The 21383-nt window shown below is 61.0% G+C and carries 18 protein-coding genes; 8 read left to right on the plus strand and 10 right to left on the minus strand.

Features of this window, described 5'->3' with window-relative positions:
- Positions 1–3: 3 nt before the first annotated feature.
- From rsfS to N8H71_RS10750, 3 genes are all read right to left on the minus strand, one after another.
- On the minus strand, positions 4–498 hold the full coding sequence (rsfS, locus tag N8H71_RS10740; protein WP_064382180.1) for a ribosome silencing factor: 495 nt from the start codon (positions 496–498) through the stop codon (positions 4–6).
- 72 nt (positions 499–570) lie between these two features.
- Entirely contained in the window at positions 571–1293 is a 723-nt protein-coding gene (gene nadD, locus N8H71_RS10745; protein WP_262193958.1) for a nicotinate-nucleotide adenylyltransferase, read from the minus strand.
- The gene (locus tag N8H71_RS10750; RefSeq protein ID WP_262193959.1) at positions 1262–2533 is read right to left on the minus strand and encodes a glutamate-5-semialdehyde dehydrogenase; all 1272 of its coding nucleotides are present in this window, start codon (positions 2531–2533) and stop codon (positions 1262–1264) included. Before N8H71_RS10750 ends, nadD begins: the two co-directional genes overlap by 32 nt.
- Positions 2534–2710: 177 nt before the next feature.
- Here N8H71_RS10750 and N8H71_RS10755 point away from each other — a divergent pair, with 177 nt between their 5' ends.
- From N8H71_RS10755 to N8H71_RS10770, 4 genes are all read left to right on the plus strand, one after another.
- Positions 2711–3406, plus strand: coding sequence for a DNA-3-methyladenine glycosylase (locus N8H71_RS10755; protein ID WP_262193960.1), 696 nt, complete (start codon positions 2711–2713; stop codon positions 3404–3406).
- A 55-nt stretch (positions 3407–3461) separates the two neighbouring features.
- Complete coding sequence (locus N8H71_RS10760; protein WP_262193961.1) at positions 3462–4778, plus strand: bifunctional DedA family/phosphatase PAP2 family protein; 1317 nt, start codon at positions 3462–3464, stop codon at positions 4776–4778.
- Positions 4779–4927: 149 nt separating this feature from the next.
- Positions 4928–8365 (plus strand): calcium-binding protein, encoded by a 3438-nt coding sequence (locus tag N8H71_RS10765; RefSeq protein WP_262193962.1) that lies wholly within the window; start codon positions 4928–4930, stop codon positions 8363–8365.
- 214 nt (positions 8366–8579) lie between these two features.
- A complete protein-coding gene (locus N8H71_RS10770; RefSeq protein WP_262193963.1) occupies positions 8580–10076 on the plus strand; it encodes a hypothetical protein in 1497 nt (498 codons plus the stop codon).
- 11 nt (positions 10077–10087) lie between these two features.
- Here the strand turns inward: N8H71_RS10770 and N8H71_RS10775 are convergent, their stop codons facing one another.
- From N8H71_RS10775 to N8H71_RS10785, 3 genes are read right to left on the minus strand one after another with little or no spacing between them, the layout of a single operon-like run.
- A complete protein-coding gene (locus N8H71_RS10775) occupies positions 10088–10678 on the minus strand; it encodes an LON peptidase substrate-binding domain-containing protein (protein ID WP_262193964.1) in 591 nt (196 codons plus the stop codon).
- A gap of 10 nt (positions 10679–10688) precedes the next feature.
- A complete protein-coding gene (locus N8H71_RS10780) occupies positions 10689–11405 on the minus strand; it encodes an LrgB family protein (protein WP_262193965.1) in 717 nt (238 codons plus the stop codon).
- Positions 11405–11767 (minus strand): CidA/LrgA family protein, encoded by a 363-nt coding sequence (locus tag N8H71_RS10785; protein WP_262193966.1) that lies wholly within the window; start codon positions 11765–11767, stop codon positions 11405–11407. The genes N8H71_RS10780 and N8H71_RS10785 overlap by 1 nt, the downstream gene beginning before the upstream one ends.
- A gap of 193 nt (positions 11768–11960) precedes the next feature.
- Here N8H71_RS10785 and N8H71_RS10790 point away from each other — a divergent pair, with 193 nt between their 5' ends.
- The 3 genes from N8H71_RS10790 (at position 11961) to N8H71_RS10800 (ending at position 14923) form a co-directional block, all read left to right on the plus strand.
- Entirely contained in the window at positions 11961–12416 is a 456-nt protein-coding gene (locus N8H71_RS10790; protein ID WP_007909575.1) for a MaoC family dehydratase, read from the plus strand.
- Between the two features lie 110 nt (positions 12417–12526).
- Positions 12527–14254 (plus strand): C13 family peptidase, encoded by a 1728-nt coding sequence (locus tag N8H71_RS10795; protein ID WP_262193967.1) that lies wholly within the window; start codon positions 12527–12529, stop codon positions 14252–14254.
- A gap of 27 nt (positions 14255–14281) precedes the next feature.
- The gene (locus N8H71_RS10800) at positions 14282–14923 is read left to right on the plus strand and encodes an oxidoreductase (RefSeq protein WP_007958634.1); all 642 of its coding nucleotides are present in this window, start codon (positions 14282–14284) and stop codon (positions 14921–14923) included.
- A 35-nt stretch (positions 14924–14958) separates the two neighbouring features.
- Here N8H71_RS10800 and N8H71_RS10805 read toward each other — a convergent pair whose 3' ends face one another.
- From N8H71_RS10805 to N8H71_RS10820, 4 genes are all read right to left on the minus strand, one after another.
- Positions 14959–15243, minus strand: coding sequence for a YceK/YidQ family lipoprotein (locus tag N8H71_RS10805; RefSeq protein ID WP_262193968.1), 285 nt, complete (start codon positions 15241–15243; stop codon positions 14959–14961).
- Complete coding sequence (ubiX, locus tag N8H71_RS10810; protein WP_262193970.1) at positions 15236–15883, minus strand: flavin prenyltransferase UbiX; 648 nt, start codon at positions 15881–15883, stop codon at positions 15236–15238. Before ubiX ends, N8H71_RS10805 begins: the two co-directional genes overlap by 8 nt.
- Positions 15880–17229 carry a UDP-N-acetylmuramate:L-alanyl-gamma-D-glutamyl-meso-diaminopimelate ligase gene (mpl, locus tag N8H71_RS10815; protein ID WP_262193971.1) on the minus strand — a complete coding sequence of 450 codons (1350 nt, stop codon included), beginning with the start codon at positions 17227–17229 and terminating at the stop codon, positions 15880–15882. The genes ubiX and mpl overlap by 4 nt, the downstream gene beginning before the upstream one ends.
- Positions 17230–17423: 194 nt before the next feature.
- Positions 17424–19340: a sigma-54-dependent Fis family transcriptional regulator gene (locus tag N8H71_RS10820; protein WP_262193972.1), complete on the minus strand. Its 1917-nt coding sequence runs from the start codon at positions 19338–19340 to the stop codon at positions 17424–17426.
- Positions 19341–19734: 394 nt separating this feature from the next.
- Here N8H71_RS10820 and exaC point away from each other — a divergent pair, with 394 nt between their 5' ends.
- Positions 19735–21255, plus strand: coding sequence for an acetaldehyde dehydrogenase ExaC (gene exaC / locus N8H71_RS10825; RefSeq protein ID WP_085608772.1), 1521 nt, complete (start codon positions 19735–19737; stop codon positions 21253–21255).
- Positions 21256–21383: the final 128 nt, after the last annotated feature.

The following is a 21383-nucleotide window of genomic DNA, read 5'->3' on the forward strand; positions in this document are numbered from 1 at the left end:
CCCTTACAGCTGGTCTTTGTTGAGCTTGGTGAAGTGCTCGTGGGTGTTTTCCGGGCTGTGGTGCTTGGCGTCCGCCGCACGGCTTTGCTCGGCACCGGCCCACAGGCGCTCCAGGTCGTAGAACTGACGAGCCGAGGCGGTCATCATGTGCACGATCACCAGGTCCAGGTCCAGCAGCACCCAGTCACTGTCGCCCTTGCCTTCTTCGCCCAGCGGCCTGGCACCCTGCTTTTTGACCTCTTCGCGAACCTTGTCCAGCATCGCGTTGATCTGACGGTTGGAAGTACCGGTGGCGATGATCATGTAGTCAGTGATGCTCTGCTTGTCGCGCACATCGATGATCTGGATGTCCTGGGCCTTGACGTCTTCCAGGGCTGCAACGGCCACCTTGACCAGCTCGTCGCCCTTCAGCGGTTCGTTGGTGTTGACCGGCTCTGGCAGCGGGGCGCTCTTGAATGTGCCTTTGCGCTTTACTTTGGTTTGGTCTTTGTCAGTCATATAAAACTCGTTTTGCTCATATATTCGGCGGCTTGGCGACACGTGGATTCGTATCAGTGAAGCACGCCTTGTTCAGTTCGACGCACGGTACAGACCGTGCGCATCGATGTAGGCCAGGACCGCGTCGGGCACCAGGAAACGTACCGACTTACCGCTGGCCAGCAGTTGACGGATCTGGGTGGCGGAAACCGCGAGCGGTGTCTGCCAGACGAATGCAATCTGTCCGCTCGGCCCCTTCAGGGCCAGCGGGTCGCTCACCGAACGCGCTGCCAGCAGGTTGCGCAAGGCATCCGGCGGTTCGCTGTCGGCGTCCGGGCGCTGTAGCACCAGGATGTGGCAATGCTGGAGCAACTCTTCCCAGCGGTGCCAAGTGGGCAGGCCGCAAAATGCGTCCCAGCCCAGAAGCAGAAAAACCTGGGTCTCGGCGGCCATTTCGGCCCGCAGCGACTCCAGGGTATCGATGGTCCAGGACGGTTTGTCCCGCTGCAATTCGCGGGCGTCCACCACCAGTGGCGGCACACCGGCTACCGCACATTCAACCATTGCCAGCCGGTCCCGCGCCGACACCTGCGGCATGTCGCGGTGCGGCGGCCGGGCGCTGGGCATCATGCGCAGCTCGTCCAGCCCCAGCGCTTCGGCGACTTCCAGCGCGCCACGCAAATGGCCGACGTGCACCGGGTCGAACGTCCCGCCCAGTACGCCAATGCGCCGGGGACGGGGCTTCTTGCCGGGTTTCGGCGCTTTCAGGTCAAGGTCGGACAAGTCAGACCGTCGCCTGGCCGCGCAACTGGCCATCACCGACCACGATGTACTTCTCGCAGGTCAGTCCTTCGAGGCCCACCGGGCCACGGGCGTGCAGCTTATCAGTAGAAATGCCGATCTCGGCACCCAATCCGTATTCGAATCCGTCGGCGAAGCAGGTCGGGGTGTTGATCATCACCGACGCCGAGTCGACCTGAGCCACGAACTGGCGGGTGTCGGCGAGGTTTTCGCTGACGATCGAGTCGGTGTGATGGGAGCCGAAATGGTTGATGTGTTCGATGGCCTGATCCAGGCCATCCACCACGCGGATCGACAGAATCGGCGCCAGGTACTCGGTGCTCCAGTCTTCTTCGGTCGCCGCTACGGCTTCGATGATCGCCCGGGTGCGCTCGCAACCGCGCAGCTCGACGCCTTTTTCGCGGAACTGCTTCGCCATCGACGGCAGGAAATCCTTCGCAACACTTTGATCGACCAGCAAGGTCTCCATCGCACCGCAGATGCCATAGCGATAGGTCTTGGCATTGAAGGCGATGCGCTGGGCTTTCGGCAGGTCGGCGTGTTCGCTGACGTAGACGTGGCAGATGCCGTCCAGATGCTTGATTACCGGCACCCGGGCATCACGGCTGATGCGTTCGATCAGGCCACGGCCACCGCGCGGGACGATCACATCGACGTACTCGGGCATGGTAATCAGCGCGCCTACAGCGGCGCGGTCGGTGGTTTCCACCACTTGCACCACGGCGGCCGGCAGTTCGGCTTCGGCCAGACCGCGCTGGATGCAGGCGGCAATCGCGCGATTGGAATGAATCGCTTCGGAACCGCCGCGCAGGATGGTCGCGTTGCCGGACTTCAGGCACAGGCTCGCGGCATCGATGGTCACGTTGGGACGGGATTCGTAAATGATCCCGATCACGCCCAGCGGTACACGCATCTTGCCGACCTGAATGCCCGACGGACGGAAGCTCATGTCGCGGATTGCACCGACCGGATCCGGCAGCGCTGCAACCTGACGCAGGCCGACGATCATTCCGTCGATGCGCGCCGGGGTCAGTTCCAGACGTTCCAGCAGTGCCGGCTCCAGACCGTTGGCGCGACCGGCGGCCAGATCCTGTTCATTGGCTGTCGCAAGCTCGGCGCGGGCGGCGTCCAGGGCATTGGCGGCAGCCAGCAGGGCGCGGTTTTTCTGCGCGGTGCTGGCTCGGCCGATAACGCGGGAAGCTTCGCGGGCGGCGCGACCCAATCGGGTCATATAGTCAAGAACGGACTCAGTCATGGTCTGCTGGGGTCTTGGCAAAGAGGAAAGCGGCAGATTATAGCTGTCGCGTCCCGGGACTAACAGCGGTGACGGGCGGATGGTCGAAATGGACGGCGATTTGCCGACGTTCAGCCGGGATTAAGCCGCGAATTGTTATCATCACGACCTCCTCCGCCTGGATAAACCCTGTTTGCCATGTCCAACCTGACCGTTCGCGCCACCTCCGCGCGCCAGCCTGTCGGCCTCGCGGACGCCTTTTTCGACCGTGACGCCCAGACACTGGCCCGTGATCTGCTCGGCAAAGTCATCCGCCACCGCGTCGGCGATTTGTGGCTCAGCGCCCGAATCATCGAAACCGAAGCGTATTACTGCGATGAAAAAGGCAGCCACGCGTCCCTCGGCTACACAGAAAAGCGTAAGGCTTTGTTTCTGGACGGCGGCCACATCTATATGTACTACGCCCGTGGCGGCGATTCGCTGAACTTCAGCGCGCAGGGCCCGGGCAATGCGGTGCTGATCAAATCGGCCTATCCGTGGGTCGACGAAATCAGCGGCCCGGCCAGTCTGGCGCAGATGCTGCTGAACAACCCCGATGCCCAGGGTCGCCCGCGCCCGTCGCAGAAACTGTGTGCCGGGCAGACACTGCTGTGCAAGGCGCTGGGACTGAAAGTACCGGTGTGGAATGCCAAGCGCTTCGACCATGAAATCCTGCTGGTGGAAGACACCGGTCCTGCGCCAACTCATGTGATTCAGACCACCCGTCTGGGCATTCCCCATGGCCGTGACGAACACTTGATGTATCGCTTCGTCGATGCCGCCTATGCCCAGTGGTGCACGCGGAACCCGCTGCGTCGGGGTCAGGTCGAAGGTCGCGATTATTTTCTGCTGTGAATGCAACCCCCTGCGGCTCGCCGATCAGGGACATCAATGAAATGGAGTGGTTTGTATGGGCCCATGGCTCGATAGCGTGACCGGGTGGCTGGCTGCCAATCCGCAGTGGCTGGCCGCTGCAGTGTTTGTCGTGGCCTGCGTGGAATGCCTGGCGATTGCCGGGTTGATCGTGCCCGGAACGGTGCTGCTGTTTGCCGTGGCGGTGCTGGCCGGCAGTGGTGCCCTGTCATTGAGCGAAACCCTGTTGCTGGGTTTCCTCGGCGGGATTCTCGGCGATGTGATTTCGTATTTCCTCGGTCGTCACTTCCACCAGAACATCCGGCGTCTGCCGGGCCTGCGCCATCACCCGGAATGGATGGCCGGTGCGGAAACCTATTTCCAGCGCTATGGCATCGCCAGCCTTCTGGTTGGACGCTTCATCGGCCCGTTGCGTCCGATGCTGCCGATGGTTGCCGGCATGTGCGACATGCCCTTCCCGCGCTTCGCCGCCGTGAGCCTGTTGGCGGCGGCTGGCTGGAGTCTGGCGTATCTGCTGCCGGGCTGGGCCACCGGCGCGGCGATTCGTCTGCCGTTGCCGGAAGGCTTCTGGCTGCAGGCCGGGATCGTCGCCGGCAGCATTGCGGTGATGGTCGGCCTGAGTGCCAACAGCAGCCTGCGTAGCCATCGCCGGGCGACGGTCTGGATCAGCAGCATGAGCCTGTTGATCCTGATCGGCCTGTTCATCGGCTACCCGTACCTGACCGCCCTCGATCAGGGCGTCATGACCCTGGTGCAGGAACATCGCCAACCGGCGCTGGATGAGGTGGCGGTGGTTTTCACCCTGATCGGTGAATTCCGCAACATGCTGCTGTTCAGCGCCCTGCTGACTGCGCTTCTGTTGCTGTGCCGTCAGTGGCGCCACGCAATCTTCGTGGGTGGCACCCTGCTCGTCACGGCATTGGCCAACACCGGGACCAAAATGTTCTTCGCCCGGGTACGTCCGGAAGTGCTGACCGATCCACTCACCAGCTACAGCATGCCCAGCGGCCATGCATCCGGATCGTTTGCTCTGTTCCTGGCGCTTGCCGTACTGGCCGGACGCGGTCAGCCGCCGAGGCTGCGACTGACCTGGCTGTTGCTCGGCTGCATACCGGCGCTGGCAATTGCCCTGTCACGGGTTTATCTGGGAGCGCACTGGCCAACCGATGTGCTGGCCGGAGCCATGCTCGCCGCCTGCGTCTGCGCAGCAGGCCTGTGGTTGAGTCAACGCCGCGCACCTCTTGGAGCGATGCCGCAGAAAGTCTGGTGGCTGGTATTGCCGGCGCTCTTTGCCCTTTTCGGTTTTTTTGTATTGCGACACCTGCCACACACCTTGTTGCGATACGCCTATTAAGCCTTCGCCCAACGCTCACCGGCGCGCACGTCGCACGGTGAGCACCGGCAAATATCTGGCAAAGCAAAAGCTCATGAACACGTCCGTGCCCCGTGCCACATTCCGGCCGTTGCACCACAAACGGACTTGTGAAAAGAACCATGACTTTGATGAATCAACCGAACGATCTATCCCGGACTGGCTGGCTGTCAGCGCCGATCAAAATATCCGATCTGAACATTCCCCCGGAGTCGTCCCTTCAGACTTCGGGCCAAAAACCCGGGCTTGCGGACCTGGACACTCTGTTCGGCCCTCTGCGCATTGGAGAATTCAGCGTCAGCCGCCAGACGCTCCAGGCCTTGGGCGGCCGAATCGATGGGAAAACCCTCTCGTCGACCAACACCTACCTTTCCGAAGCTGACCAAGCGTTCATCGATGCACTGGAGTTCGATACGGCTCAAATCGAACAGCGCATGAGATCCGTGCCCTCGCCGGAAAACGCTCAGATCCCGCCCCTGCTGTACGAAATCGTCACCCAACGCTCCCCCGATGCCCCACCCCTTATGCGTGAGAAGTCCACGGGCGAATTCGCTGACGCCATGAACAAGATCAACCACCTGCTGAACGTCACCCAACGCCTGGACATTCGTCGAGACCCGTTGCCCGACCACTTGCCGGACTGGGTCGATAAAACCAAAAGCCGCGGGATGGCCAGCATGGGTGTCGGGATGCAAGCGTACGGGCTCTACAGCGCTTACATCGGCGCCATCGACGCGCTGAAGAAAGGTGATACGACTGAAGCCCTGATCAACGTTGGTGGAGGCGTCGCGGAAATCACCTCGCTGGGTGTCGAGTACGCGCTGAGCAAGACCGGCGAGCAAATGATCCGTCAGGGATCCATGGCCTTCGAACATTTCGGCAAGACCTCCATGGGCAAGTGGCTGTCTCGCGGAGCCGGGTTGATCGCCAGCGCGCTGACGCTGCCCTTCGATATCTACATCGCCATCAAATCCTTCAATGATGCGGCCAAGGCCCAGGGCAAGGAGGCTCAGGACCTGTACGTCACCGGCGGACTGGGCGTGTTCAGTGGCGCGTTGTCCCTGGCCCTTGGCTGCGCGGCACTGGCGGGATTCCAGGCTGCCGGCCCAGTGGGTATCGCCGCCGCCGCAATCATGATTGTGGGGGCGAAAATCTATGGCGCCGTGCGGGCAGTCGACGATATTGACGACTACATCGAGCTGACGGTGAACGAACGCTGGCGTGCTGGCTGGTTTGCGTTCACCGGCCAGGATCAGGACAAGGCGCTCATGGATCGCTACCTGATTGCCAAGACCACCGCTGACTACGCCAAAGCTCTGAAGACCCGCAGCCTCGGCTGGCTCGACAATGAATTCAAGGAAACCGTCGATGTGATCGTCAGTGGTCGGTTCGAGGTGAAGATGCAGCCCACACGCCTCTATCGCTATCAGTGGGATGAATCCCGTGGCGAAACCCCATACGTCGCCGAGAATCGGCCGGTCATCAGTGACGCCGATGACATTTATGACGCAAGGGATGGCCTGCCGACCTCGGACGCCATTGTTACCCAATCGAAAACCGATCCGGCCAAAAGCGTTTTGTGGAGCCTCGGTTCAGGCAATGACACCGTGCAGGGCGTACGGAACAAAGCCAACGTCTTCAGCTATGGCACAGGCAGAAAAGTCCTGCATGGCGGAGAGAAGGAGGACTCCTTTCTCTTTCAGTCAGCTTCCGGATCGCTCTCATTCGATCCGACCGAGGTCAGCGAACTGTCGGGAGGGGACGGTATGGATCTGCTATGGCTGCAAGGCACGCACAGGCATCTCGATCACATTCCCGACCCACCGCGCAATCTCGGTTATGACATTGACCTGAAGAAAGGCACGCTGAAGTTGCGTCCCGCGAACCCGGCGCTGGGACCTGTGCTGCACTCGACGCTCAAGTCCATCGAAAAGGTCGAGACGCTCGCCGGTGCGGCCAATCGCGTGACGGGTTCCGATCAGGCGGACATCATTTCCGCCAATGGTGACGACCACGTTGACGCCGGTGCGGGAGATGACCGGATTTCCGTTCGCGGCCTCCACGGATCCGTCGTCGGGGGGCCGGGTAACGACACCTATATTCTCGACCCGATGTGCCGTACCGTATCCATCACCGATGACGGTGCAGAGACGAGCACGGTCTATCTGGGCGTGACGCTTGAAGCCATCCAGCGCTGGTACTTGCGCGATGATGCACTGGTGATCGAATCGCTGCGCGACGATTCACCCGGAACTCCGCGACGGGAACTGGTACTTGAAGCGGTCTACCGGACAGTCGGTCGCAAACGCTCACTGCACAATGACAAATGGCTGTTCATTACCCAGGACGGTTTCCACCTGCAACCGATATGGCCTGCCAACATCGTGGGAACTGGCGAGCTGACGCTCAGCGTCACTGTCCTGACAGTCGGCATGAGCAGGACTTCCCCCGCCCCGGTCAATGACTATCCCTGCAGGATTTCGAAAAACGCACATTCGTCCTACTTCATTTCCCGTCAGACACGTCATTCGACGCTGATAGCCACGCAAAACGATCAGGCCGCGTCCAGTACGATCTACGTTGAGCATGACAGCACCGAAATCAATGAAGTCAGGGCCATCTACACCGTTTCAAAAACCGAGAAAGGTGCATTCACGTTTCTTGGCTACACGGATGTCCACTTCACCATCACATTCAATTACCCGGCAGGCCTGCTTTCCCTACACGGGATAATGAAAGAGAACCCCGACAAGAAAACCGACAGGGGCGGCGGCATCAGAGCCTCCGGCTGGACGGCAACTCATCCGATTGTTCTGGTGATGCGCGACGGTGTTTCCTACCACCTCGACTTTCCACGCAACTCGTATATCGATGATGCAAAAAAGACCGGCTATACCGTCATTCAAAGCCGGGCCTCGCTGCGCGAACGTGCAGGCCGATACACATTCCTCAGGCCCACCATCACGAAGCGTACTTTGAAGGCGACTCCGCAGCGGGTCGACTTTCAGACTGACGAGCACAACACCAGCTACTGGCTGGAGGGGCGATCCGCGACCTATGAGCTGTATCCCGCCAGAGCAATTTCCATGCGGTTATCTACCGCCCCAGCCGATGCCATCGTTTCGGGGTCCTCGACCTGGGTCATTCACACCCGTCATCTACAGGAGCGGATCAGCCCCGACGATCTCACTATCAAGAACGATCTACTCAAAATCGGCAGCATCCATGTTCATTTGCCGGACAGCAACGATCCACAGCTGCCGCTGGAGACCATCGATGTCGTGGTCTATTCAGGAAACCGTTACCGGATCAATGCCCTGTTTGAAATGATCGGGCTCTGTGCCGTCGATGCACGGGGCTACCCAACGATTCAGGTATTGATTCTGGACATCCGCGATCACCAGCAACGTGGAGAACTGGAAACCAGTGATGTGCCGGTTCTGAACATTCGTCTGCCCGACGCCGCTCCCGGGAGCATTTTCTACAACGTCCTCAGCAACAGCTGGAGACTCGAGAACGATCCGTCCCGCCCAATCCCGATCGAACATCTGATCATCGTCAAGGAATGACCCCATGCGTCCCAAAACGCCCTTACTGCCAACCCCTCCCCGCACCGGAACGTCCGCCGTCCCATCGCTCGAGGCTCCCCGATTGCGGCCACAGATTCAGGATCCACGCGCACATCATTCGCTACTCGACCCGGCAATATCGAACCCTCGATACCCGGGCCACAGCCAGTCATCCGCAACAATATCCGGGACCTCAAGAATCGAAGTCTCGGACTTGCCCGACCTGCAGCGAAAATCGACAACCTTGCTGAGCAGCTATCTATTGAACCCCAGCCTGCTGCGCAATATGCAACCGCCCGATGAAGAAGGCTTGCGTTATGTGGTCGGACGCAAATTCGTCGATGTGAAAGATGTCGGTACGGTGTACGTGGAGTTCGATATGAGCCTGGGTACCTATCGGGCAATGGATCTGTACAAAAAGCTTGCGCCGGGGCCTGCGCTTTTCAGGAATGCCGGTGAGTCGACCTGGAGCCCTGCTCGACAGAGCGGTACAGGCAATCCGCTCAAACGGCCGAATGCAGACGAGTCCGGCGGGGCATCGGCGGTGCCCGCAAGACTGCCGCGAATCACATCGATGCCCGCACACTTGAAAGTGGCCACGTCGGAATTGCTGAGTACGTATTTCGCACAGCTGCATCCACAGATGACTCACGGTGAGCGAATCATGGAATTGCGCTCCTGCAACCTGTCACCCCTTCAACACATCCGATTGCACGACGACCTGATCGTCAATCCTACAGCACTTCCCGAATGGGTAACGCAGCACAGGACACACTCTCTCGATGCCGGCAATCCTTCACGTTTCGACGCTTTGCATGAAGAAATAGAACCTTTGCTCCTGCCGCTGAGGAACGGCAAGTTGCTGATCAGTCGCCTCGGTGACTATGGCGGTTTCAGTGAGAGTGTCAGCCGCGAATTCCTCGACGGATTCCTTATAAAACTGGGTTATCTGCGCAACGCCAGCGACTGTTTGTACCGGACAGACATCCCGGCCCTGTTCAGAGCTGATGAGCGCACGCCGTTCGAGTTCCACAATGATGGACGGATGTTGCCTCGCCTGAAACATCCTCGCGGGGCAACGACCGAAAAACCGATCAGTGCCACTGTCAGTCTCAAACTGGTCCATCAGTACGCCGGCAGGGGCACCGATTCGCCCGACCCGGAATACCTGCGCTACAACAATCAGAAAAACAAATACCCCGGACACAAGCCTGGAGAATCGGACAATGAGTCGGGAACGTCCGACAACGAATGGTCTGATGTATCCGACGTGGAACTGGATTCCGAGCGCAACTACGAAACCATCCGGCACGATCAGCAGGTCATATTTGCCTACGTCATCGACACACGAAAAATGGAAATCGTTCTGGGGGAGGAGAACCAGCTCCTCAATGCCGCCGCTCGAGAAAATGGCGCGTGGTTTCCCGAAGACGAACTTGAAGCGTTGATTTCAACGTCGAAACGGGGCATTGAATCGGAACGACTCTGGCTGCTCGATTCCACCCGCACTCGAGCCGCGAAAGTCGACGATATCGCGTACGAAGCCGGTTACCAATCACGAATTTCCATCGAGGAACGAACCCACCAGGGCGCCAATAACCGATATCAATATGACGTTCTGATCGACAAGGTTGCCCAGGCCGGCAAGCCGATACTGACACTGGGCAAGGGTAAAGAGTGGTTCGCCAACGATATCGTCTGGCCTGAATAACCGGGACGGCGTCAGGCGAAGAGTTCACCCTGCAACTCATCAAGCAGCGCCTGGATTGCATCCAGTCGCTGCTGCGGATCGTCGAGTTGCAGCAGGTCGATCTTGTCTTCCTCGGCAAACGGCAGCAGATACGCCAACTGATTGGCCAGCGACTGCTGCCCTGCCGCTTCGACGCCCATGTTCAGCGCCTCGACCATCGGGTGTTCGGCCAGGGCCTTGAGCAGCGCCACCAGATCGGCGTCCTCATCCTGCAACGGTTGCTCGGGCTCTTCGTCCAGCCACTCGACCTCGGCCATGATCAATTGATCGCGTTGCACTTCGGTGTGCTGCACGATGAAGCGGCGCCCGCCCTGCACACGGATGCCCAGCAGTCCGTTGTCCTGCTGCTGGAAATCGGTGATGCGCGCTTCGCAGCCGACCATGGCGAAACTTTCCGGCGCGCCGCCGACTTCGCTGCCTTCAAGAATGCACACCACACCGAACCCGCCACCCTGTTTCATGCAGCGGCCGATCATGTCCAGATAGCGCGCTTCGAAGATCTGCAAATCCAGATTGCAGCCGGGAAACAGCACCGTGTTCAGCGGAAAAAGCGGCAGACTCATAGACATTTCCTTACACCACCATCGACACCGCCAGCGGCAGGAACACCGCCGTGGCCACGCCCATCAGACTCATCGCCAGCGCCGCGAAGGCGCCGCACTCATCGCTTTCCTGCAACGCCACCGACGTGCCGACCGCATGCGCCGTCATGCCCAGCGCCATGCCGCGCGCTTCCGGGCTGTGCACGCCGAGGCGGGTCAAAAGCGCCGGCCCGAAGATCGCGCCGATCACCCCGGTGATCAATACGAACACTGCCGCCAGCGCGGCGACACCACCGATTTGCTCGGCCACCAGCATGGCGATCGGTGAGGTCACCGACTTGGGCGCCATGGTCATCAGGATCATGTGATCGGCGCCAAACCACCAGCTCAGCGCCACCCCCATGCCCGTGGCGACCACGCCGCCTATCACCAGCGTAGTAAAAATCGGCCAGAACAATTGGCGGATGCGCCGCAGATTCAAATACAGCGGCACGGCCAGCGCAACAGTCGCCGGGCCCAGCAGAATGCTGAGGATCTCGGTGCTCTTGCGGTACTCGGCGTAGGTCAGGCCGCAGCCGACCAGCACGCCGATCACCAACAGCATCGAGACCAGCACCGGTTGCAGAAAGATCCAGCGGGTTTTCTCGAACGCCGCCAGCACCAGTTGATAAGCCCCCAGGGTGATCCCGATGCCAAACAGTGGGTGGTGAATCACCGAAGCCCAGGCACCTTGCCAGTCGAACAGCATCAGGACTCCTCCGAATGCGGCGCGTGACGCTTGACCAGCCGTTGCATCAGCACGCCGGCGAAGGCCATCGACAGAATCAGCGAGACCACCAGCGCACCGACGATGGCCCAGAAATCCGCGGCAATCGCCGTGGCATACACCATCACGCCCACCGCCGGCGGCACCAGCAGCAATGGCAGATAACGCAGCAGACTGCCGGCGGCGAGGTTCAGCGGCTCGCCGACTTCACCGCGCACGACCAGGAATACCAGCAGCAGCAAAAGGCCGATGATCGGCCCCGGCAGCACCGGCAACAGCAAGTGATTGAGGGCCGTGCCGAGCAATTGAAACAGCACCAGCATGGTCAGGCCACGTAGCAACATCCGTCATCTCCGTCTTACTTTCCAACCCGCAAGTCGCCGGCATTATAAGCACGCCTGCGCTATGGATCGGCATTCGCCAAAAGCATGGTCGGTTGACCTGAGCAAATCGCCATGATGATCTACAGTGGTTCGCAGGGCGGTCAAATCCCCCACCTGAAAAACTATAAAACCGATGAACCCAAGGAGAGTCTCAATGCCCTATGTTCCAGTTGCAGAGCTCAAAGATTATGTCGGCAAGGAACTCGGACGTTCCGAATGGCTCACCATCGATCAGGAGCGCATCAACCTGTTCGCCGAAGCCACCGGGGATTACCAGTTCATCCATGTCGACCCGGTCAAAGCCGCGCAAACGCCATTTGGCAGCACCATTGCACACGGTTTCCTGTCGTTGTCGCTGATCCCCAAACTGATGGAAGACATCCTGATCCTGCCGCAAGGCGTGAAGATGGTGGTCAACTACGGCCTGGACAGCGTGCGTTTCATCCAGCCGGTCAAGGTCAATTCCAAAGTCCGGCTCAAGGTCGACCTCGGTGAAGTGACCGAGAAAAAACCTGGCCAATGGCTGCTCAAGGCCACCGCCACCCTGGAGATCGAAGGCTCGGACAAACCGGCCTACATCGCCGAACCGCTGTCGCTCTGCTTCGTTTAAGCGCCTGGATGCGAAACGGCTCACGCTGTTTCGCATCCGCTGCTCCCCGCCGGCTGTATAAGGTCACATAGCTGCGGCATACTCGGTCGCCTAATTGCCCGGATCCCGCTATGCGCTCATTCGCTCCTCTTGCTCCCCTTGCCTTGACTCTGTTGCTGGCCGCGTGTGGCGACGGCGAATCGCTGTTGCCGCCGGATGCGCGCCTGCCCGACGGCGGCCGCTATCGCGGCGAACTGGTCAATGGCTTGCTGCAAGGCCAGGGCCGGGTCGACTATCCCAACGGCAGCTGGTACGCCGGGGCGTTCGACAAGGGGCAATGGCATGGCCAGGGCGAATGGCACGGCAGCAATGGCGAGGTCTATCGCGGCAACTTCCAGCAAGGGCTGTTCGATGGCCAGGGCACATTGACCACCACGGCCGGCAGCTACACTGGCGGTTTCAAGCTGGGCCGGCGTGACGGCGAAGGCACCCTCAAAGAAAACGCGATGACTTATCGCGGCGAATTCAAGGCCGACCAGTATTCCGGGCTCGGTCGCCTCGAACTGGACGACGGCAGCTCCTACCAAGGCCAGTTCGCCCACGGCAAACCCAATGGCGAAGGCCAGCGCGGTGATGCCAGCGGCAATCAGTTCACCGGCCACTTCGTCAACGGCCAGCTCGAAGGCAACGGCACGTTCAACAGTGCCGACGGCGACATCTACGTCGGTGGCTTCAAGAACAATCAACTGCACGGCAAGGGCCGCTACGAAAACGCCGATGGCGATGTCTGGCTCGGGCAGTTCAAGGAAGGGGCGCTGACCGGCAAGGGCGAACTGATCGGCGCCGACGGCAGCCACTACATCGGTTACTTCAATGATTGGCGCTTCAGTGGTCAGGGCCGGCTGAACCTGTCCGATGGCAGTTTCTACGTCGGTGGATTCGACAGCGACAGCTATTCCGGACGCGGCACCCTGGTGCTCACCGATGGCAGCGTGCTCAGCGGCACCTGGATCAACGGCCAGCGCGTGCGCGATGCCGACGGCAAGTTGCTGCCCGACACCCTCGAACTCGGCCTGCTGGCCCAGGGTCGCCTGCTCGACGAGGCGCTGGCCAATGTGCCGGCCTCGACCCCGGCAGTGGAGCTGTACACCCTGACCCTCGGCGGCGACGGCAAGCAGAGCGTGTTCCTTCGCGAATCCGACTACGTGGCCAACATGCTCACCAGCCGTTTCGGCGCCTTCGGCCAGATTCGTCTGGTCAACCATCGCGACCACCTCGGCGACCGGCCGATGGCCACTCGCGAGAACCTGCGCCGCGCAGCGCTGACCCTGGCCGAACGCAGCGGCCCGGAAGACCTGGTCTTCATCTACCTGACCAGCCATGGCACTGCCGAGCACGAACTGGTGCTCGACCAGCCGCGCATGGAACTGGCCGACCTGCCCGCCGACGAACTCGCCGCCGTGCTCGCACCGCTGAAGAATCGCGACAAGATCATTGTCATCTCTTCGTGCTATTCCGGTGGCTTCATTCCGGCGTTGAAGGATGAACGCACGCTGATCATGACCGCCTCGCGCGCCGATCGCGTGTCGTTCGGTTGCTCCGAGGAGGCCAACTTCACTTACTTCGGCGATGCCCTGTTTGCCCAGGCGCTGAACCAGACCGACGACCTGGAGCAAGCCTTCAAGCTGGCCAAGGCTACGGTCGCCGAACGTGAACTGGCGGACAACTTCGAAGCCTCTGAACCGCAGATCTGGGCGCCGAAAACCGTGCTGGCCCACTGGCAATTGCTGCGTAAACAGCAAGCGAGAAAAGCATTGCAAAGTGCTGCGTTGAACGACGGAGCGATAAAGAGCAACTAAGCTGAACAGTATCAAGGGAGAGACACTATGTACTTGACGCCTCAGCATGTCTTGCTTGCCGGAGCCACCGGGTTGACCGGTGAGCATCTGCTCGACCGTCTGCTCAACGAGCCGACAATCAGCCGCGTCCTTGCACCTTCACGCCGACCACTGGCGGAGCATCCGCACCTGGAAAACCCGGTCGGCGATCCACAGACCTTCCTGCCGCAACTCGCCGGCCGGGTCGATATTGCCTATTGCTGCCTGGGTACGACCATCAAACAAGCGGGTTCGGAAGAGGCGTTCCGCGCCGTGGATCTGGACATGGTGGTGGCATTCGCCAAACGTGCAAGAGAAATGGGCGCACGACATCTGATCGTAATCAGTGCGTTGGGCGCCGATCGCCGATCCTCGGTGTTCTACAACCGGGTCAAAGGCGAAATGGAATACGCATTACGCGCGCAAGACTGGCCGCAACTGACCATTTGCCGGCCATCCTTATTGCTCGGGGAACGAAGCGAGCCCCGCCTGGGCGAGCAGCTTGCCGCGCCGTTCTCGAAACTGATTCCCGGCAAATACCGCGGCATCGAAGCCTGCCAACTGGCCCGGGCGATGTGGCGGCTGGCACTGGAAGAACAGGACGGGGTGCGGATCGTCGAGTCGGATGAGTTGAGAAAGCTCGGCAAGTAAAAACAAAGGATCGCAGCCATTGGCTGCGATCTTTTTTAGAGTCCGCCAGTCGCCTGGAACCCCACGCCAATCACCGTCAGCAACGACAACGGCAACAGCAGCGTATCGAGCAATGCGCTGGCCGGCAGATCCACGCCGGGATAGCTCGGCGCCTCGGCACCGAATCGATCGATCGCACAACACCCGCCATTCATCGCATACAGATCCAGCCGGGTGCCGGAATACACCACCGGCGCGCCGGGCTTGGCAGCATCCAGCGTGCGCGCCGTGGCGCAGCCGGTCAGTTGCAGCGCCAGCAGGATCGCAAGCAGCTTATTCATCGCTGCTCAGGTGGTGTTCGCCCCAACGCGGCAGCATGTCCTGGGGAATGCCCAGCAGATTGAGAATCCGCGCCACCACGAAATCGATCAGGTCATCGATGGTCTGCGGCTGGTGATAGAAGCCCGGCGAGGCCGGCAGAATGGTCACGCCCATGTTCGACAGCTTGAGCATGTGCTCCAGGTGAATGCTCGAATATGGCGCTTCGCGCGGCACCAGGATCAACTGGCGACGCTCCTTCAACGTCACGTCCGCCGCCCGTTCGATCAGGTTGTTGCAAGCCCCGGTGGCAATGGCCGACAAGGTGCCGGTCGAGCACGGCACCACCACCATCGCTGCCGGGGCGCCGGAGCCCGAAGCCACCGGTGACATCCAGTCTTCCTTGCCGTACACGCGGATCTGCCCGGCGGTCGCGCCGGTGTATTCGGTGAGGAACGCCTGCATCATTTGCGGCTTGGCCGGCAGCGACACGTCCGTCTCGGTGGCCATCACCAGTTGCGCGGCCTTGGAGATCAGGAAATGCACCTCCCGATCTTCTCGCACCAGACAGTCCAGCAGGCGCAAGCCGTACTGGGCGCCGGACGCGCCGGTCATCGCCAGCGTGATACGTTCCGGGCCATTGCTGTCCAATCGAGTGTTCATTTCAGCGCCTCGGCGAGTTTGCCGTGCAGGCCGCCGAAGCCGCCGTTGCTCATGATCACAACGTGAGTGCCTGGCTGGGCCTGACTCTTCACACGTTCAATGATGCCTTCCAGCGAATCGCTGACGATCGACGGCACCTTGCACAGCGCCGCCGTGCCCGCCAGATCCCAACCAAGGTTGGCCGGGGCGTACCAGATCACCTGATCGGCATCGACCACGCTGTCCGGCAGACCGTCACGGTGCGCGCCGAGCTTCATCGAGTTGGAGCGCGGTTCGATGATCGCGATCAGCGGCGCATCGCCAATGCGCTTGCGCAGGCCGTCGAGGGTGGTGGCAATCGCGGTCGGGTGGTGGGCGAAGTCGTCGTAGATGGTGATGCCGCGCACTTCCGCGACTTTTTCCATCCGGCGCTTCACGCTCTTGAACGCGCTCAACCCGGCGATGCCCATCGACGGTACAACACCGACGTGACGCGCGGCGGCCAGAGTGGCCAGGGCATTGGCGACGTTGTGCTGACCGGTCAGTTCCCACTCGACCACGCCTTGGGATACGCCTTCGAACATCACTTCGAACGCCGAACCGTCGTCTTTCAGCAACTTGACCTGCCACTGACCGCCGGCACCGGTGGTTTGCACCGGAGTCCAGCAACCCATCTCGATCACACGCTGCAAGGCCGGTTCGGTGGTCGGGTGAATGACCAGGCCTTCGCTCGGGATGGTCCGCACCAAGTGGTGGAACTGCCGCTCGATGGCCGGCAGATCAGGGAAGATGTCGGCGTGATCGAACTCAAGGTTGTTGAGAATCGCGGTACGCGGACGGTAGTGGACGAACTTCGAACGCTTGTCGAAGAACGCGCTGTCGTATTCGTCGGCCTCGATCACGAAGAACGGTGTGCCGCCCAGACGAGCCGACACCGAGAAGTTCTGCGGCACGCCGCCGATCAGGAAGCCCGGACCCATGCCGGCGTGTTCCAGCACCCAGGCGAGCATGCTGCTGGTGGTGGTCTTGCCGTGCGTACCGGCAACCGCCAGCACCCAGCGACCTTGCAGCACATGGTCGGCCAGCCATTGCGGGCCGGAAACGTACGGCAGGCCTTTGTTCAGCACATATTCCACTGCCGGATTGCCGCGGGACATGGCGTTGCCGATCACCACCAGATCCGGTGCCGGTTCAAGCTGCGCCGGGTCGTAACCCTGGGTCAGCTGAATGCCCTGGGCTTCGAGCTGGGTGCTCATCGGCGGATAGACGTTGGCGTCGGAGCCAGTCACGTGATGGCCCAGCTCTTTGGCCAGAACCGCCATCGAGCCCATGAAAGTCCCGCAGATACCCAGAATATGAATGTGCATAGTCGACCTCGTAAAACATGGCCGCAGGTTAGCGCAGGGAGGGGGAAATCGCACTCTTTAGCTGATCACCCGACCTTGATCGTTCCCGCGCTCCGCGTGGGAATGCAGCGCAGGACGCTCTGCGTCCAAAAGCGGACGCGGAGCGTCCGGGGGAGGCATTCCCACACAGAGCGTGGGAATGATCAGGAGGGGATTCAGGCGGTTCGGGCGATCCCGTGCTTGCGCAGCTTTCTATAGAGCGTATTGCGACTGACGCCCAGTTGCTGCGCCGTGTGGGTCATGTGCCAGCGCGTGTGTTCCAGCGCATTGAGCAGAGCCAGCCGCTCGGCATCTTCCAGCGGCTGCCCGGATGACGCTTCATCGGTTTTGACCAACAGTGGCTGCACCTGCCGAAACATGGCGGGCAAATCCTCCAGCCCGATCCGCCCTTCATCGCACAGCGCCGCCAGTGTGCGCAGCACATTACGCATCTGCCGCACATTGCCTGGCCAGTTGAACCCGAGCAACGCCTGGCGCGCCGGTTCTTCGATCAGTATTGTTTCACCGCCCGCCTCTTCAGCCAGCAGGAAGTCCAGCAACTGGGACTTGTCGCTGCGCTCGCGCAACGGCGGCAACGCAACTTCCAACCCGTTGAGCCGGTAATACAGGTCTTCCCGGAAACTGCCATCACCCACCCGCTCCAGCAAGTTGCGGTGGGTGGCACTGATGATCCGCACGTTGACCGCTTCCGGCTCGCCACCGATCGGCACTACTTGCCGGTCTTCCAGCACCCGCAGCAGTCGGGTCTGCAAGGCCAGGGGCATGTCACCGATTTCATCGAGGAACAACGTGCCACCATCGGCCTGCTGTAACTTGCCGCGCATGCCGTCCTTGCGCGCGCCGGTGAAACTGCCGCCGCGATAGCCGAACAGTTCGCTCTCGATCAGGCTTTCGGGAATCGCCGCGCAGTTGAGGGCGACGAACGCTTTGCCGGCGCGCTGACTGGCGTTATGCACAGCCTTGGCGAACGCCTCTTTGCCGGAGCCGGTTTCACCGTTGATCAGCAGTGGCACGTCGCGTTCGAACACCCGCAGCGACTTGCGGAAATCTGCCTGCAACACCGCATCACCGAGGCAAATACCTGCAAGGCGCGGCACTTCGACAGGCGCGGGAACCGGCGCTACCGGCAGCGGCCGACGAGTTTCGCCGCGCAACACCGCAAACAGATGCCGCCCATCGCGGGTGCGCAACGGCCAACTGGCGCTGGCATTGGCACTCGCGCGCCCGAGCAACTCATCCAGCGAACAATCGAAAAACGCCTCCACCGGTTTGCCCAGCAAACCACCGCGAATATGGCCGAGCAGGTTTAAGGCACTCTGATTGACCGCACTGATCCGCCCTTCCCCGTCAAACGCCAGCAGCCCTTCGCTGAACAGCCCGACGGACTCGGCCTGGAGATGGAAACGCAGCAACCATTGGTTATCGAAGCAGCGCAGGAAATAGCAGCTCTCGATCATCTTCGCCGACAGATTGACCAGCGCCATGGTGTGGAACTGGCTCTGGCGCGAGACATCATGCCGCGCGGAGGAAACGTCGAGCACTGCCAGCAGTTCGCCGTGCGGGTCGAACACCGGGCTCGCCGAGCAGGTCAGGCCGGTATGGCGACCGCGAAAGTGTTCGTCTTGATGAATCGTCAGGGCCTGACGCTCGACAAGGCAGGTGCCGATGCCGTTGGTGCCTTCGCAGGCCTCGCTCCAGTCGGAACCCAGCCACAGGCCGGCGCGTTCGAAGATCTTGCGTTCGGCGGGAGCGGTGACGCAGTTGAGGATCACCCCGCGCGCGTCGGTCAGCAGCACCGCGTGGCCGGCGCCGGAGAGTTGCTGATGCAGGCTGCTCATTTCATTGCCGGCGATCTGCAACACCTGTTGCAGCCGTTCCCGACTTTCGAGGACTCGACCGTGTTCGAGTACGGTCGGCGCCATGGTCAGGGCCGGGTCGAGGTGATAGTCCTCAAGACAACGCAGCCACGAGCGGGCGATCGACGGGTCGGCACCGGGGCCATGCAGGTGCGGCTTGCCCTGGGTGACAGTGAGAACCTGTTGGGCATGGCGACTCAAATGGTTGTCGTGCATTTCTTATTATTCTCCCCGAGGTCTGTGGCGAGGGAGCTTGCTCCCGTTCGAGTGCGTAGCGCTCGCTGAAGACCATGATCGGCAGATGTTTTTGGGGGGCTGCTTCGCAGCCCAGCGGGAGCAAGCTCCCTCGCCACAAGGTGCCCAGCATCCTCCAGCCAACCGGTCTTTGCAATGCTGGCAAGACCGCGCGGTCACGGGTTGTGCCAGAAGCGGTACAAACTGTCACCCGACCTGTACCGATACCGTCACAGACGCTTGCCACTTGTCCGACAGAAATCACGCAAGGCCTTGATTTGCCTGACCTGCACGGCAGTGGCCCGACCTTTGCTCTACGCTTATAGCAAGCGCACATGCGCCTCCCTACAAATACAAAAGCCAAGGAGAAATCGTCATGCGTTACGCTCACCCCGGTACTGAAGGCGCCAAAGTCTCGTTCAAGAGCAAGTACGGTAACTACATCGGCGGCGAGTTCGTCGCGCCTGTCAAAGGTCAGTACTTCACCAATACCTCGCCGGTTAACGGCCAACCGATTGCCGAATTCCCGCGCTCCACGGCCGAAGACATCGAAAAAGCCCTGGACGCCGCCCACGCCGCTGCCGATGCCTGGGGTTCCACTTCCGCCCAGGCCCGCTCGCTGGTCCTGCTGAAAATCGCCGACCGCATCGAACAGAACCTCGAAACCCTGGCGATCACCGAAACCTGGGACAACGGCAAGGCCATCCGCGAAACCCTCAACGCCGACATCCCGCTGGCCGCCGACCACTTCCGTTATTTCGCCGGGTGCCTGCGCGCCCAGGAAGGCAGCGCCGCCGAGATCGACGGCAACACCGTCGCTTATCACATCCATGAACCGCTGGGCGTGGTCGGTCAGATCATCCCGTGGAACTTCCCGATCCTGATGGCCGCGTGGAAACTCGCGCCGGCCCTGGCCGCCGGCAACTGCGTGGTGCTCAAGCCTGCCGAGCAAACCCCGCTGGGCATCAGCGTGCTGCTGGAACTGATCGGCGACCTGCTGCCGCCGGGCGTGCTCAACGTGGTGCAAGGGTTCGGCAAAGAGGCAGGCGAAGCCCTGGCTACGAGCAAACGCATCGCCAAGATCGCCTTCACCGGTTCGACCCCGGTCGGCTCGCACATCATGAAATGCGCTGCCGAAAACATCATTCCGTCCACCGTAGAACTGGGCGGCAAGTCGCCGAACATTTTCTTCGAAGACATCATGCAGGCCGAGCCAAGCTTCATTGAAAAAGCCGCCGAAGGCCTGGTGCTGGCCTTCTTCAACCAGGGCGAAGTCTGCACCTGCCCGTCCCGTGCACTGGTTCAGGAGTCGATCTATCCGCAGTTCATGGAAGCGGTGATGAAGAAAGTCAGCCAGATCAAACGTGGCGACCCGCTCGACACCGACACCATGGTCGGCGCCCAGGCGTCCGAGCAGCAATTCGACAAGATCCTTTCGTACCTGGAAATCGCCAAGGGCGAAGGTGCCGAACTGCTGACCGGCGGCAAGGTGGAAAAACTCGAAGGCAATCTGGCTTCCGGTTATTACATCCAGCCGACCCTGCTCAAGGGCACCAACAAGATGCGTGTGTTCCAGGAAGAAATCTTCGGCCCGGTAGTGAGCATCACCACCTTCAAGGACGAAGCCGAAGCCCTGGCGATTGCCAACGACACCGAGTTCGGCCTGGGCGCCGGCCTCTGGACCCGCGACATCAACCGCGCCTATCGCATGGGCCGCGCCATCAAGGCCGGTCGTGTGTGGACCAACTGCTACCACCTGTACCCGGCGCACGCCGCGTTCGGCGGGTACAAGAAGTCCGGCGTCGGCCGTGAAACCCACAAGATGATGCTCGACCACTACCAGCAGACCAAAAACCTGCTGGTGAGCTACGACATCAACCCGCTGGGCTTCTTCTAAAACCTCAGGGCAACACAGATGATTCTGTGTTGCCTGTTCAATCGCCTTCGCGAGCAAGCCCGCTCCCACAGGGGACTTGCGTCGGCCCACATTATTGGATTCGGCACAAATCCAATAATGTGGGAGCG

The sequence above is a fragment of the Pseudomonas koreensis genome, assembly GCF_025447595.1.
Classification (GTDB): Bacteria; Pseudomonadota; Gammaproteobacteria; order Pseudomonadales; family Pseudomonadaceae; genus Aquipseudomonas; species Aquipseudomonas koreensis_H.